Source organism: Streptomyces sp. NPDC033180 (assembly GCF_055577645.1).
This window is the reverse complement of the sequence record NZ_JBVIPU010000007.1, coordinates 139,625-152,171: the sequence shown is the minus strand read 5'-3', so window position 1 is coordinate 152,171 and position 12,547 is coordinate 139,625. Positions and strand designations below refer to the sequence as shown.

The 12,547-nt window shown below is 71.0% G+C and carries 12 protein-coding genes; 6 read left to right on the top strand and 6 right to left on the bottom strand.

All coding sequences use genetic code 11. The features are described 5' to 3' along the window. Nucleotides 1–20 precede the first annotated feature (20 nt). The 3 genes from ACZ5WE_RS20975 to ACZ5WE_RS20965 all read right to left on the bottom strand — a co-directional run bounded on the left by ACZ5WE_RS20975 (nt 21) and on the right by ACZ5WE_RS20965 (nt 2,708). Nucleotides 21–962: a CE1 family esterase gene (locus ACZ5WE_RS20975; RefSeq protein ID WP_467691136.1), complete on the bottom strand. Its 942-nt coding sequence runs from the start codon at nt 960–962 to the stop codon at nt 21–23. Nucleotides 963–1,029: 67 nt separating this feature from the next. After that, nucleotides 1,030–1,776 (bottom strand): creatininase family protein, encoded by a 747-nt coding sequence (locus ACZ5WE_RS20970; protein WP_467691134.1) that lies wholly within the window; start codon nt 1,774–1,776, stop codon nt 1,030–1,032. A 236-nt stretch (nt 1,777–2,012) separates the two neighbouring features. Next, nucleotides 2,013–2,708: a FadR/GntR family transcriptional regulator gene (locus ACZ5WE_RS20965; protein WP_467691133.1), complete on the bottom strand. Its 696-nt coding sequence runs from the start codon at nt 2,706–2,708 to the stop codon at nt 2,013–2,015. A gap of 137 nt (nt 2,709–2,845) precedes the next feature. Here ACZ5WE_RS20965 and ACZ5WE_RS20960 point away from each other — a divergent pair, with 137 nt between their 5' ends. The 6 genes from ACZ5WE_RS20960 (at nt 2,846) to ACZ5WE_RS20935 (ending at nt 9,728) form a co-directional block, all read left to right on the top strand. Beyond that, nucleotides 2,846–4,105 carry an alpha-L-fucosidase gene (locus ACZ5WE_RS20960; protein ID WP_467691377.1) on the top strand — a complete coding sequence of 420 codons (1,260 nt, stop codon included), beginning with the start codon at nt 2,846–2,848 and terminating at the stop codon, nt 4,103–4,105. A 138-nt stretch (nt 4,106–4,243) separates the two neighbouring features. Further along, a complete protein-coding gene (locus tag ACZ5WE_RS20955) occupies nt 4,244–6,190 on the top strand; it encodes a beta-N-acetylhexosaminidase family protein (RefSeq protein WP_467691131.1) in 1,947 nt (648 codons plus the stop codon). Nucleotides 6,191–6,396: 206 nt separating this feature from the next. Further along, entirely contained in the window at nt 6,397–7,251 is an 855-nt protein-coding gene (locus ACZ5WE_RS20950; RefSeq protein WP_467691130.1) for a TetR/AcrR family transcriptional regulator, read from the top strand. Between the two features lie 59 nt (nt 7,252–7,310). Then, nucleotides 7,311–8,207 (top strand): beta-keto acid cleavage family enzyme, encoded by an 897-nt coding sequence (locus ACZ5WE_RS20945; RefSeq protein ID WP_467691128.1) that lies wholly within the window; start codon nt 7,311–7,313, stop codon nt 8,205–8,207. Nucleotides 8,208–8,241: 34 nt separating this feature from the next. Further along, nucleotides 8,242–9,240 (top strand): 3-hydroxyacyl-CoA dehydrogenase NAD-binding domain-containing protein, encoded by a 999-nt coding sequence (locus ACZ5WE_RS20940; RefSeq protein WP_467691127.1) that lies wholly within the window; start codon nt 8,242–8,244, stop codon nt 9,238–9,240. After that, nucleotides 9,237–9,728 carry a thioesterase family protein gene (locus tag ACZ5WE_RS20935; RefSeq protein WP_467691125.1) on the top strand — a complete coding sequence of 164 codons (492 nt, stop codon included), beginning with the start codon at nt 9,237–9,239 and terminating at the stop codon, nt 9,726–9,728. The genes ACZ5WE_RS20940 and ACZ5WE_RS20935 overlap by 4 nt, the downstream gene beginning before the upstream one ends. Before the next feature lie 12 nt (nt 9,729–9,740). Here ACZ5WE_RS20935 and ACZ5WE_RS20930 read toward each other — a convergent pair whose 3' ends face one another. The 3 genes from ACZ5WE_RS20930 to ACZ5WE_RS20920 form a co-directional block, all read right to left on the bottom strand. After that, a complete protein-coding gene (locus ACZ5WE_RS20930; protein WP_467691124.1) occupies nt 9,741–10,208 on the bottom strand; it encodes an excalibur calcium-binding domain-containing protein in 468 nt (155 codons plus the stop codon). A gap of 106 nt (nt 10,209–10,314) precedes the next feature. After that, a complete protein-coding gene (locus tag ACZ5WE_RS20925; RefSeq protein WP_467691123.1) occupies nt 10,315–11,640 on the bottom strand; it encodes an MFS transporter in 1,326 nt (441 codons plus the stop codon). 69 nt (nt 11,641–11,709) lie between these two features. Beyond that, nucleotides 11,710–12,525: a hypothetical protein gene (locus tag ACZ5WE_RS20920; protein ID WP_467691375.1), complete on the bottom strand. Its 816-nt coding sequence runs from the start codon at nt 12,523–12,525 to the stop codon at nt 11,710–11,712. Nucleotides 12,526–12,547: the final 22 nt, after the last annotated feature.

Below are 12,547 nucleotides of genomic sequence, written 5' to 3'. Positions count from 1 at the left end.
AGGGGACGGGGCGGCGCGGCTCAGCGCAGGTGGTGGCGGCGCAGGAAGCTCCACATGACCTCGTGGGCCTCGATGCTCTGGGTGGTGTGACCGCCGCCGCTGTAGCTGTCGGCGCCGGGCCAGGTGTGACCACCGCCCGCGACGGCCACATGCCGGACTTCGGCGCCGTCCGCGCAGCGCACCCAGCGGGACTCGGTGATGTCGGGCGCGGTCGCCCGGTCCGGGGTGCGGGTGCGGCAGCCGTCGCGGTCGGCCCAGGTGGTGAGCCAGTCGCGGAGTGCGGGCAGGCCGCGGTCGGGATCTCCCGCGTACGGGATGGTGGCGTCCGCGGTGCCGTGGAAGTCGATCACCGGGACCGGGCGTGCGGGGCGGCAGCTCTCGCCCGTGCCCGGGTAGAAGGCCCCCGCCACCGGAGCGATCGCCGCGATCCGGTCGGACATCCGGCAGGCGAGGAGCGCGGTGAACCCGGCGCCGTTGGACTTCCCGGTGGCGTACACCCGCCGCGAGTTCACGCAGAGGCGGTCCTCCAGCGCATCGAGCAGATCGCGGGTGAACGCCACGTCGTCCACACCGGGTGCGGCGTACGGAGCTCCCTGCCATGCCTGTCGCTGCCCGTCACCGGTGCCGACGACACCCTCCGGGTACGCGACGATCGCGGGCAGGGTGGACAGCTTGCTGAACTCCTCGGTGCCGCTGCCGGTGTTGCCCCGCCCGTGGAAGGCGAGGACCACGGGCCACGCGCGATCGGCGGTGTATCCCTTCGGCAGGTGAAGCTGATAGGTCCGGGTCAGACCGCCGCTGGTGAGCGTGTGCGGGGCGGTGGTGCCGGGCGGCTGCGGCCCGGCTTCGCGGCAACCGGGCACGCCCCCTTGAGCGTACGAGGGAGTGGTCAGGGCCGCCCCCGCGAGCAGGGTGAGACCGGCGATGACAGAGACGGCCGTGCGGGACAGTGCGCGTTTCAAGGCAGGCTCCTTCCGCCGACGGCGCGGGGACGCGGGCGGCTGAGAGAAGAGGTTCAGTGACGAGGCGTCAGCTGGCGGTGTCCAGCCACTCCTTGGCGAAGGTGACGATGCGATGGACGGCGGCGTCGACGATCGCGCGGCCGTCCCCGGGGGTGGCGCGGCGCGGGTCGCCGAGCACGCCGTTGGGGCTGAGCCGGTCGTACGGCACGGTCAGGGCGGGGTGGCCGCCACGGCGTGCGAGTCGGGAGAGCGGGTCGAGATCATCCTGGGTGACGGACCCCGGCGCGAGGCGTTCGCGGTGTACCAACTCCGGTGAGAGGTAGAGCATTTGCGCGGTTTCCGCCTCTCCGCTGTGCCCGTGGACCTCGCTGGGCCGCATGGCCGCGACGGCGTCCGGGGCGAGCGTGGTCAGCGGCGTCCAGGCGAACCGCACGCCGGGGTGGGTCACGAGCAGGTCCTGCGCGACGGTGGTGAGCGTGGCGTTGTTCCCGCCGTGGCCGGTGATCACCAGGATGTCGCGCCAGCCGTGCCGGTGCAGGCTGTCGACGTAGTCACGGAGGAGCGCGGCCAGCGTTCCCGTCGAGAGGCTGACCGTCCCGGCGAAGGCCAGGTGGTGCGGGGAGACGCCGATGCCGAGCGAGGGACCGATCACGGCCCGCCCGGCGAGCTGCGATGCCACCAGGTCGGCGACGTGTTCGGCGCGGATGGTGTCGGTGGCGAGCGGCATCCCGGGTCCGTGCTGCTCGAAGGCGCCCGCGGGAATGATCACGAGAGGGCTGTCACGAACCGCGGCGGCGGCTTCGGGCGTGGTCATCTCGGCCAGGTGGCAGGGGCGTTGGGGGGCGAGGGGCGGAGGGCCGTGTTCCTCGGCCGTATGTGGTTCGGGCTGACGGGACACGTCAGGTGTGTGCTCCGCGAGGCGGGGGTGCGGCGGAGATGGTTGCCGGGGTGTCGGTGACCCGGGTTCGGAGATGGCGTCCGCCGCTTCCCTGTCCTGGGTCGCGGCCGTCTGTCGGCCGTTCGGTGCCCCGGCGTGTGCGGCGGATCCGTTCATCGGCCCACCTCCTCGGGGAAGTCCGCGGAGGCGACCGCGTCGCGGATCGCCGTCAGGTGCTCGCGGGTGAGCCGCTCCGCCGCTTCCGCGTCGCCCGCGCGCACCGCCTCGTAGATCTCCACGTGTTCGGCGTGGTCGCGCTCGCGGTCGTTGTAGCGGTGCCGGATCTCCACCTGCTCGCGCGCCCGCACGTGCAGCAGGGCCTCGACGGCTTCCCGGAGCAGCGTGTTGCCGCTGGCCGCCGCGAGCGCCACGTGGAAGTGCACGGACTGGCGCAGTGACTCTTCAGGCGGCAGCAGGGCGTTGCCCGCGGCGAGAGCCAACTGCCGTACGCCGTCATCGGCTTGGGCGCGGGCGGCGGTTGCCGCGATCGCCGGTTCCAGGACGAGACGGGCCCCGACCAGTTCGAGGACCGAGGCTCGGTCGCTGCGCGGCTGATGCGGGTTGGCCAGGAGCCTGCGCTCCACACCCGGCCCGACGTACGTCCCTGATCCGTGCCGGAACTCCACCACTCCGGTGGCCTCCAGCCTGCGCAGCGCCTCGCGCACGGTCGGCGTGGTGACCTCGAAACGCCGTGCCAGCTCGCGGGACGAGGCCAGCGCGTCGCCGGGAGTGAGGCGCTCGGTGCGGATGATGTCGACTATGTCGTCCGCCAGGCGCTCGGACAGGGAGGGCTGACTGCCGTAACTCATGAAGTGAATAAATCACTTGGTCTCTCGGCGGGTCAATGGTCGCGACAGTCTCAGCCGCCCTCTTGTATGGGGCAACTTTCTCGATCTAGCCTTCTGGCGCGCAAGCGCTTTCCCCCTGACGAGGAGAACTGCCAGTGATCCAGCCGTGGTTCACGGACGCCAAGCTCGGGATCTTCCTCCACTGGGGCATCTACAGCGTGGACGGAGTGGCCGAGTCCTGGTCCTTCTTCGACGGCCGGGTCCCCTACGACCGCTACATGGCGCAGCTCGACGGCTTCACCGCCTCCGCCTACGACCCCGAGTCCTGGGCCGATCTCTTCGTCCGCGCGGGCGCTCGCTACGCCGTCCTGACCGCCAAGCACCACGACGGGGTCGCCCTCTGGGACACCGCGGCGAACGACCTGTCCGTCGTCAAGCGCACCCCCGCGGGCCGCGACCTCATCACCCCGTACGTCGCCGCCCTGCGCGCCCGAGGCATCAAAGTCGGCCTCTACTACTCGCACTTGGACTGGTCCCACCCCGACTACGCCTCCGTGCGTCCCGAAGGGCAGGACCCCGCCGAACGCGGCAACCGCTACGCGATGCCCGCCGTCGGCGAGGAGTCCGAGGAGAGGTGGGCGGACTTCCTCGCCTTCCACCGCGTACAGGTGCGGGAACTCCTCCAGCGCTTCGAGCCGGACCTGCTGTGGTTCGACGGCGAGTGGGAGCGCAGTGCGGAGCAGTGGCGGATGGCGGAACTCGCCGATGAGATCCGGGCGCTCTGTCCGCACACCGTCGTCAACGGCCGCCTCACCGGACACGGCGACTATGCCACCCCCGAGCAGGGCGTTCCGATCGAACCACCCGACCAGCCGTGGGAGTTGTGCCTCACCGTCAACGACTCCTGGGGCTACCAGCCGCAGGACACCCGTCACAAGTCGCCGCGTCAACTCGTCCGCATCTTCGTCGAGACCGTCGGAGGCGGCGGCAATCTGCTCCTGGACGTCGGGCCGAAGGCGGACGGCACGCTGCTGCCCGAACAGACCGAGCGCCTGGAAGCGCTGGGGGAGTGGACGGGCCGGCACGCCGACGCGGTCTACGGGACGGTACGCGGCCTTCCGCACGGTCACTTCTACGGCCCTTCGACGCTCTCCGCCGACCGCCGCACCCTGTATCTCTTCCTCTTCGACCGGCCCAACGAGTACGTGGTGCTGCGGGGCCTCGGGAACGGCGTGGCGTCCGCCCGCGTGCTCGGCACGGACACCGTCGCCCGGCACGAGCGTGTCGGCGGCCTCGGCGACGTACCCGGCTGGGAGTACGTCCATCTCACCGACGACCAGCTCGATCCGCTGTGCACGGTCATCGCCCTGGAACTCGACGGCGAGCTCGACCTGTACCGCGCGCACACGCGCGACTGAGCGGTCCGCTGGACATGCGGTTCATTCACCGCGGGCCGGTGGGGGCTGGTCGCGCAGTTCCCCGCGCCCCTACGGGCGCGTCTCCCGACGCGCCCCCCTGACCCCACCCGCACCCCCATCCCGAAGTTCGGAGGCCCCATGCCCCTCACCACACGCGCTCTCAGACCCCGGACGGCGCTTCTCGCGCTCGCCGTCCTGGCGATTCCCCTGGCCCCGTCGGCAGCCGCCGCGCCGCCGTCGGCTCAGGAGGAAGCCGTGAGCCGCGAGCTCCCCGTCGTCTCCCCGACCCCGCAGCACATGGACCGAGCGGGCGGCGACGTGCCGCTCGCCCGTCGCGCCGAACTCGTCGTCGGCGATGCCGCCGAGGAAGCGGACGAGGTGGCTCGGCGCCGCGTCACCGAGACGCTGCGCGCCCACGGGGTGCGCGACATCGACGTACGCGCCAAGGCGTCGGGCCGTGCCCCGCTGACCGTCCTGCTCGGCCCGGCGACCCGGCCGGACATCGCGAAGGCGCTCGGCGATACGAAGGTGCCGACGCGGGCGGAGGGCTACGCCCTGCGGGCGAAGCACCGCACCGTCGCGCTCGGCGGCAAGGACGCGACCGGGCAGTTCTACGCGGCGCAGACCCTCGGCCAGCTCATCTCGCGCGGGCGCATAGCGGGTGCGGAGGTCTCCGACTTTCCCTCCATGCCGCTGCGCGGCAGCATCGAAGGGTTCTACGGACCGCCCTGGACCGAGGCCGAACGTCTCGACCAGATGGACTTCCTGGGCGACACCAAGGCCAACACCTACGTCTACGCGCCCAAGGACGACCCCTACCACCGGGAGAAGTGGCGCGAGCCGTACCCCGAGGACAAGCTCACCGAGCTCGGCAAGCTGATCGACCGCGCGAGCGCCAACCACGTGCGCTTCACGTTCGCGGTCTCGCCGGGCGGCTCCATCTGCTACTCGGACCCGGCCGACGTCAAGGCGCTGACGGCGAAGCTCCAGGCGATGTACGACCTCGGGGTGCGGTCCTTCTCGGTCCCGCTCGACGACATCAGCTACACCAAGTGGAACTGCGAGGGCGACAAGGCCAAGTTCGGTGAGCCGGGCCGTGGACCCGCGGCGAAGGCCCAGGTGGGGCTCCTCAACACCATCCAGCGGGACTTCATCGCCAAGCACGAGGACGCCAACCCGCTGCAGATGGTGCCCACGGAGTACGGCGACCTCACCGACACCGCGTACAAGCAGACGATGCGGGCCGAGCTCGACGGCGCCGTGGAAGTGATGTGGACGGGCACGGACGTGGTCCCGCCGGAGATCACCAACTCCCAGGCAAAGAAGGCCGCCGAGCTCTTCGGGCGGAAGGTGTTCGTCTGGGACAACTACCCGGTGAACGACTTCGCGCGTACGGCGGGGCGGCTGCTGCTCGCCCCCTACGACAAGCGCGAGCCCGGTCTCTCCGGTCACCTGAGCGGCATCGTGTCCAACCCGATGAACCAGGAGGGGGCCAGCAAGCTCGCCGTCTTCACCATGAACGACTTCTCCTGGAACGACCGCGGGTACGAGCGGGCGCGGTCGGGGCGGCAGGCGGCGCTGTATCTCGCCGGGGGCGACGATCGGGTCGCCGACGCGGTGCGGACGTTCGTGGACCTCAACCACGCGGCGCCCACGTTCGGTGAGTCGAACTGGCAGCCGCAGTCCCCGGTCCTCGGGCCGAAGCTGGACGCGTTCTGGAAGCGGTACGAGAGTGACCCCGCCGGGGCGCTGCGGGCGCTGCGGCCCACGGCTCGGGAGATCGAGAAGGTCCCCGCGGTGCTGCGCGCCGGGGTGCCGGACCAGCAGTTCCTCCACGACGCGAAGCAGTGGCTCGATGCCACGGAGCTGTGGGGGTCCGCGATGCGGCATGGGCTCGCGGCGCTGACTGCGGCGCAGGAGGGGGACTCTGCGTCGGCGGCGCGGGAGCGGGCCTCGATGGAGTCGCTCGCGGGACGGGCGCGGGCGATTTCCGTGGACCCGGCGGAGCATCATCAGCTGGGGGCGGTGAAGATCGCCGACCCCTACCTGGATGAGTTCGTGCAGGGGGTCCAGGACAGGACCTAGCCCGTCGCTTCGCGACGGATCCTTCTCCCACCCACCCACCCGTTTGCCCCGCAGGGGCGAGCGGGTGGGCGTGCGTGGTCCCACTCGCTGCCCTCGCCGGATGCAGTGACTGAGGCATCAGTCAGGATCGCAATGCCGGACGTAGGTATGGATAAAGTCGTCCTCTGGATTGCGATCTGCTCAATACGCGGGTAGCGTCACCGCCCATGCAGCAAGACCCCGAGGTCGCGGACAGGGTCCGCAAGGTCATCGCCGACGCCGGAGCGACCCAGCGCGAATTCGCCCGTCGTATCGTGATGGACCCCTCCAAGCTCTCCCGCTCCCTCGGCGGCACCCGCCGCTTCACCGCGGCCGAGCTGGCCCGCATCGCCGACACCGGCGGCGTGGACGCGGGCTGGCTCCTTGGCACCCAGGCCCCGACCGCCGCCCCGCAGGCGCGACGCGAACGCACCGCAGCGGCCCCCGAGGGGGGCCGCCCCCTCCAGATCGTCCGCGAAACCGTGCGGCTCGTCGCCGAGCGCGGATTCCACGCCGTCCGCGTCGCGGACATCGCCGAAGCCTGCGCCACCAGCACCGCCGCCATTCACTACCACTTCCCCGGCCGTGACGACCTCCTGGAGGCCGCCGTCCGCTGGTGCATGGACGAGGACACCGCCCGCCGTGCGGCCCGCATCGCCGAAGCGGCCGACGCCGCCGACGAACTGCGCCAGCTGATCGAGCTCCAGACCCCCCGCACCCCGCAGCAGCGCTGGCAGTGGAGCGTCTGGCTCGACCTGTGGGCGGAGGCCGCCCGCTCCACCGCCGTGGGGCGGCTGCACGCCGAGTACTACCGCCAGTGGCGCGCGACCGTCGCCGACGTCGTCCGGCGCGGCGTCGACCAGGGCGTGTTCCGCCCCGTCGATCCGCAGTCCGCCGCACTGCGCCTCACGGCGCTGATCGACGGCCTCGCGACCCAGGTGCTCGCCTCCACTCCGGGGGCCGACGGAACGACTCCCGACGACATGCACGAGGCGCTGCTCGTGTACGTGGACGCGACGCTCACCGCGCCACGCAGCGCGTAGACACCCCGCGCAGCTTGCTACAGGAAGACCAACACCCCACCCCTGAGGGAGAGTTCACCATGCCCGTGAATCAAGACGTCATCATCACCGCCGCCCTCACCGGCGCGGGCGACACCGTACGCAAGAGTCCCCACGTCCCGGTCACCCCCGAGCAGATAGCCACCTCCGCCGTGGAGGCCGCCGAGGCCGGCGCCGCCGTCGTGCACATCCACGTACGCGACCCCGAGACCGGCGACCCCTCGCGCGACCCGCGCCTGTACCGCGAGGTCGTCGAGCGCATCAAGGAGACCGGCACCGACGTCGTCATCAACCTCACCGCGGGCATGGGCGGCGACCTGGTCATCGACCCGGTCGAGCCGCTGAAGGAGCTCGGCGAGTTGCCCGGCACCGACCTCGTCGGCGGCCTGGACCGGCTCCCGCACGTCGAGGACCTGCTCCCCGACATCTGCACGCTCGACTGCGGCTCCCTCAACTTCGGCGACAACCTCTACATCTCCACCCCCGACATGCTCCGCCAGGGTGCCAAGCGCATCCAGGAGCTCGGCGTGCGGCCCGAGTTGGAGATCTTCGACACCGGGCAGCTGTGGTTCGCCAAGCAGCTCCTCGCCGAGGGGCTGCTCGACAACCCCACCGTCTTCCAGCTCTGCATGGGCATCCCGTGGGGCGCCCCCGCCGACCCGGGTGTCCTCCAGTCCATGGTCAACATGCTCCCCGAAGGCGCCCAGTGGGCCAGCTTCGCGCTCGGCCGCATGCAGATGCCGTGGGTCGCCCAGTCCATCCTGCTCGGCGGCCAGGTCCGTGTGGGCCTGGAGGACAACCTCTACCTCGGCAAGGGCAACAAGGTCAGCAACGCCCAACTCGTCGAGCGGGCCGTGCAGATCACCGAGAACCTCGGCTCGCGCGTCGCCACACCGGACGAGGCCCGCCAGAAGCTCGGCCTCAAGCCCCGCGCCTGACACCCCTCCCCCCCCCACGACGAGTAGGACCCGCATGAACGACACCATCACCACACCCCCCGCCCCCTGCGCCCCCGAAGACGTACGCCGTATCGCCTGCGTCGGCGCCGGAGTGATCGGCGGCGGCTGGGTCGCCCACTACCTCGCCCGCGGCTACGACGTCACCGCCTGGGACCCCGCCCCCGACGCCGAGCAGAAGCTGCGCCGCCTGGTCGACGCGGCATGGCCCGCGCTGACCCAGCTCGGGCTCGCGGAAGGCGCTTCGCCGGAGCGCCTCACGGTCACCACCACCCTCGAAGAGGCCGTGGCCGACGTCCAGTTCGTGCAGGAGAGCGCCCCCGAGAAGCTGGAGCTCAAGCGGGATCTGCTGGCCAAGCTGGACGCTGCCGCGCCCGCCGGAGTCGTCATCGCCTCCTCCACTTCCGGCTACCCGATGACGGACATGCAGACCGAGGCCACCGACCCCGGCCGCCTGGTCGTCGGGCACCCCTTCAACCCCCCCTACCTCATTCCGCTAGTGGAGGTGGTCGGCGGCGACAGGACAGCGCCCCACGCGATCACTTGGGCGTCGCGCTTCTACGAGGTCGCGGGCAAGTCCGTGATCACCATGGCGAGCGAGGTCCCCGGCTTCATAGCCAACCGCCTCCAGGAAGCCCTGTGGCGCGAGGCCCTGCACATGGTCGCCAACGGCGAGGCCACGGTGCAGGAGATCGACGACTCGATCACCGAAGGCCCCGGCCTGCGCTGGGCGTTCATGGGCCCCATGCTCACCTTCGCGCTCGCGGGCGGCGAGGGCGGCATGGCGCACATGCTCGACCACTTCGGCCCGTCCCTGAAGTCCCCCTGGACGCGCCTCGAAGCACCCGAGCTCGACAAGGAGTTGTACGACGCGGTGGTCGCCGGATGCGACGACGCGGCGGACGGCCGGACCATCGCCGACCTGGTCGCCGAGCGTGACCAGGGAGTCATCGACGTGCTGCGGGCGACGGGACGCCTGCCGCAGCAGCGTGCAGCACAGGAGGACACCAAGTGACCGAGCCCCTGCCTCTCCTGCACCGGACCGTACGTCCGGAATGGATCGACTACAACGGCCATATGAGCGAGGCGTTCTACGTCCTCGTCTTCGGCTACGCCACCGACGCCATGATGATCGAGACGGGCCTGCACGCGGGGTACCGCGAGTCCACCGGCTGCTCCCTCTACACGGTGGAGGCGCACATCCGCTACCTCGACGACGTCGCGGAGGGCGCCCACCTGGCCGTCCGCACCCGCATCCTGGGCGCGGACACCAAGAAGGCCCGCTTCACCCACGAGCTGTACGTGCTCGACGAACCCGAAACACAGATCGCCCCGGACGCGACCCCGGCGGCGACCACCGAGCTCCTCGCGCTGCACGTCGACCAGAACGCGGGCCGGACGACCCCCTTCCCGGCCCCGATCCGCGACCACCTGACGTCCCTCGCGGAACCGGCCCCGGAATGGGCGGGCCGCTCCATCATCGAGGTGCCGCGTCAGTCCTGACGGCGCAGCCGCTCAGCTGTCACAGCCGACACCGTCACCGTCACGGTCGAGGTGAGGCCCGTAGCCGGGCTCACCGCGATGCACGGGAGCAGCTCCCGCGGCACGGGCCTCGCTGCAGTTCCCGAAGGCGACGCTGCCGCCCCCTCCAGTGCCGGAGTCGCTGCCACCGGAGCCGGGCGCAGCGGCGTCCGGCTGGGCAGTGACGGTGGCCTTCACCGTCTTCGTGGCCTCGACGGTCTTGGTGACTGTGGGAGCGGGCTTCGGCTTCGCCGTCTCGGTCGCCGTCGCTGTCGCCGTGACGGTCGGCGTCGGGCCTTCCTCCTTCGCGGCAGCCTTCGTCGAGGTGCTGCCGTCGTCACCGAGACCCGCCCCGAGGCCGATGAGGAAGGTGAGGGCGAGGGCGGGAAGCACGAAGCGCTTGCGTGCCCACTTCGGTGCGGGTCTCGGCGATGACGGCGGCGCGGGATACGGGTTGGCCATGGTTGCCCCCTCGCTGCGATGAAGAGGCATGACGCTAGTCCTGCGGTGTCAGTTGTGAAGGCGGTTTGTGGAACCAGTGATGGAGCCGTGACCCGACCTGCCCCCGCTAGCGCTCCAGCTCCTTGTGCGCGGTTTCCGGGAGCTTGAGGTACACCGCTGACGATGCGAGGCAGAGCACGGCCACGTACCACGGGAAGAGGCCCGGTTCGCCGATCTCCTTGAACAGGGTGCCCATGTACGGGGCCGTGCCGCCGAACAGGGCGACGGTGAGGGAGTACGGGAAGCCGATCCCCGCGGCGCGGACGCGGGCGGGGAAGATCTCCGCGTTCACGGCCGCAGAGATCGAGGTGAAGCCCGTGAGCAGCACCATGCCCGCGCACTGCACCATCAGGAGCGAGCCGAACGAGCCGGTCAGGGATCGCAGCAGCGGCACGCTCAGGACGGCGAAGCCGATACCGAAGAAGAGCAGGAGCGGCCTGCGGCCGAAGCGGTCGGAGAGCAGTCCGCCGACCGGCTGCAGCAGCGCGAAGAACGCGAGCGAGAGAGTCCCTGACAGGAGCGCCTGACTCTTGCTGATGTCGGTGTTCAGCTCGGCGTACGTCGGAAGGTACGACGTCCACGTGTAGTACGCGATCGTGCCGCCGGCCGTGATGCCGCAGATGAGGAGGGACTGGCGTGGGTGCTTGCGCAGGGCGTCGAACAGGCCGGGGCGTGCGGACTCGTCCTGGGGTGCCTGATGGGTCTCGTACGCGCCCTGTCTGATCCAGAAGCCGACCAGGCTGAGCACCGCGCCGATGACGAACGGCAGCCGCCAGCCCCAGCCGTCCATCTGCCCGTCGGAGAGCGTGCCGACGAGCAGCGCCGCGATGCCGGAAGCGGCGAGCTGGCCCGCGGTCGTCGACACGTACTGGAAGCTGGAGAAGAGACCTCGCCGTCCGGGTCCCGCTGACTCGACGAGGAAGGTCGTCGACGCCGCGAACTCACCCCCCACGGACAGGCCTTGGAGCAGTCGCGCCAGGACGAGGACCACCGGCGCGAGGACCCCCACCGACGCGTACGTCGGCGTCAGGCCGACCAGCAGGCTGCTGCCGCCCATCAGCAGGATCGTGACGGTCAGCGCGGCCCGCCTGCCGCGCCGGTCGGCGACCGCGCCCATGAGCAGTCCGCCGACCGGACGCATGAAGAAGCCGACCGCGAAGACGGCGAACGTGGAGAGCAGCGGTACGAGGGAGTTGCCCGAGCCCTTGGGGAAGACCTGGTCGGCGATGTACGTGGCGAGGAACGTGTACGCGTACCAGTCGTACCACTCCACGGCGTTGCCCACCGATGCGGCGAGCAGCTGCCGTATGGGGCGGCGGGAGTGAGCGGGCTGGGCGGGGAGCGTTTCGGACACGGGTCCGTGCCGGTGTTGCTGTGTCATGATCGCGACCATCCCCCGCCCGGCCCCTCCGCACACGTCCCGCGCGTACAGGGTGTGTTCGGAGCGGTTGCGCAGGTCAGCTCAGCCCGTCGTCGGCTTGTACGAGTAGACCGACGTCGCTACCAGGCACGGCACCGGCGGTACGACCTCGGCGCGCAGCGTGCGGCGCTCGGAGTCGTAGTCGACGCCCTCCGTCTCGAACGTGCCGCGGCAGATGCTGCGTTGCGGCACGGCGAACAGGCTCGTGACCTCGCCCGTGACGGGCTTCCCGTCGAGCGCGTGCGCCAGGTCCACCTGGAGGACGGGCCGGTCCTCGGGCCACAGCTCCTTCGACGCGTCGTTGGACGCGCACACCAGACGGGTGGCGGAGACGAAGTCGCAGCCCTGGATGTCACGGACCGGCTTGTCGAGCGAGATCTGGCCGGCCTGGGGGAGCGCCCCACCGGTCGGCGGGGTCGAGGAGTTGAGGAGCGGGGCGGGGAAGACCTGGAGGCGGTTCTGGTCGCCCCACTCGCCCGACACCAGCCACTGGCTGTCGGGCGAGACGGCCGCGAAGGAGTTGTTGAGCTTCTCGCCCGCGTCGAGCGGGTGCTCGTAGAGGTAGCGCTTCCCGCCGGGCGTCGTGACGGCGAACATCTTCGACTTCGCGTCACCGCCGCCCTGATAGGCGTCGACAGTGTGTCCGGCGGATATGTCCGGGTCGCCGACATGACTCCAGCCCTTGGCCCGCAGGTCGAGCGGGATCGAGGCGAGGCCCCGGTAGAGGAGGCTGCCGTCGGCGCGGCTCGCCAGGCCCTGGCTTCCGGTGAGGGAGTTGACGGACGAGACGCCGGACTCCTGCCAGCCACCGGGTGATCGCGGGGCGGTGTCGGCGACGGCGCCGGTGCCGGTCGCCATCGCGAGCGCGAAGGCGCCGATC

Excerpts from the sequence above, each read along its gene's own strand:
- ACZ5WE_RS20970 (WP_467691134.1), bottom strand. The coding sequence starts at position 1,776 with ATGACCACGCCCGAAGCCGCCGCCGCGGTTCGTGACAGCCCTCTCGTG.
- ACZ5WE_RS20945 (WP_467691128.1), top strand. The coding sequence starts at position 7,311 with ATGCCCGTGAATCAAGACGTCATCATCACCGCCGCCCTCACCGGCGCG.
- ACZ5WE_RS20920 (WP_467691375.1), bottom strand. The coding sequence starts at position 12,525 with ATGGCGACCGGCACCGGCGCCGTCGCCGACACCGCCCCGCGATCACCC.
- ACZ5WE_RS20950 (WP_467691130.1), top strand. The coding sequence starts at position 6,397 with ATGCAGCAAGACCCCGAGGTCGCGGACAGGGTCCGCAAGGTCATCGCC.
- ACZ5WE_RS20965 (WP_467691133.1), bottom strand. The coding sequence starts at position 2,708 with ATGAGTTACGGCAGTCAGCCCTCCCTGTCCGAGCGCCTGGCGGACGAC.
- ACZ5WE_RS20930 (WP_467691124.1), bottom strand. The coding sequence starts at position 10,208 with ATGGCCAACCCGTATCCCGCGCCGCCGTCATCGCCGAGACCCGCACCG.
- ACZ5WE_RS20940 (WP_467691127.1), top strand. The coding sequence starts at position 8,242 with ATGAACGACACCATCACCACACCCCCCGCCCCCTGCGCCCCCGAAGAC.
- ACZ5WE_RS20925 (WP_467691123.1), bottom strand. The coding sequence starts at position 11,640 with ATGGTCGCGATCATGACACAGCAACACCGGCACGGACCCGTGTCCGAA.
- ACZ5WE_RS20955 (WP_467691131.1), top strand. The coding sequence starts at position 4,244 with ATGCCCCTCACCACACGCGCTCTCAGACCCCGGACGGCGCTTCTCGCG.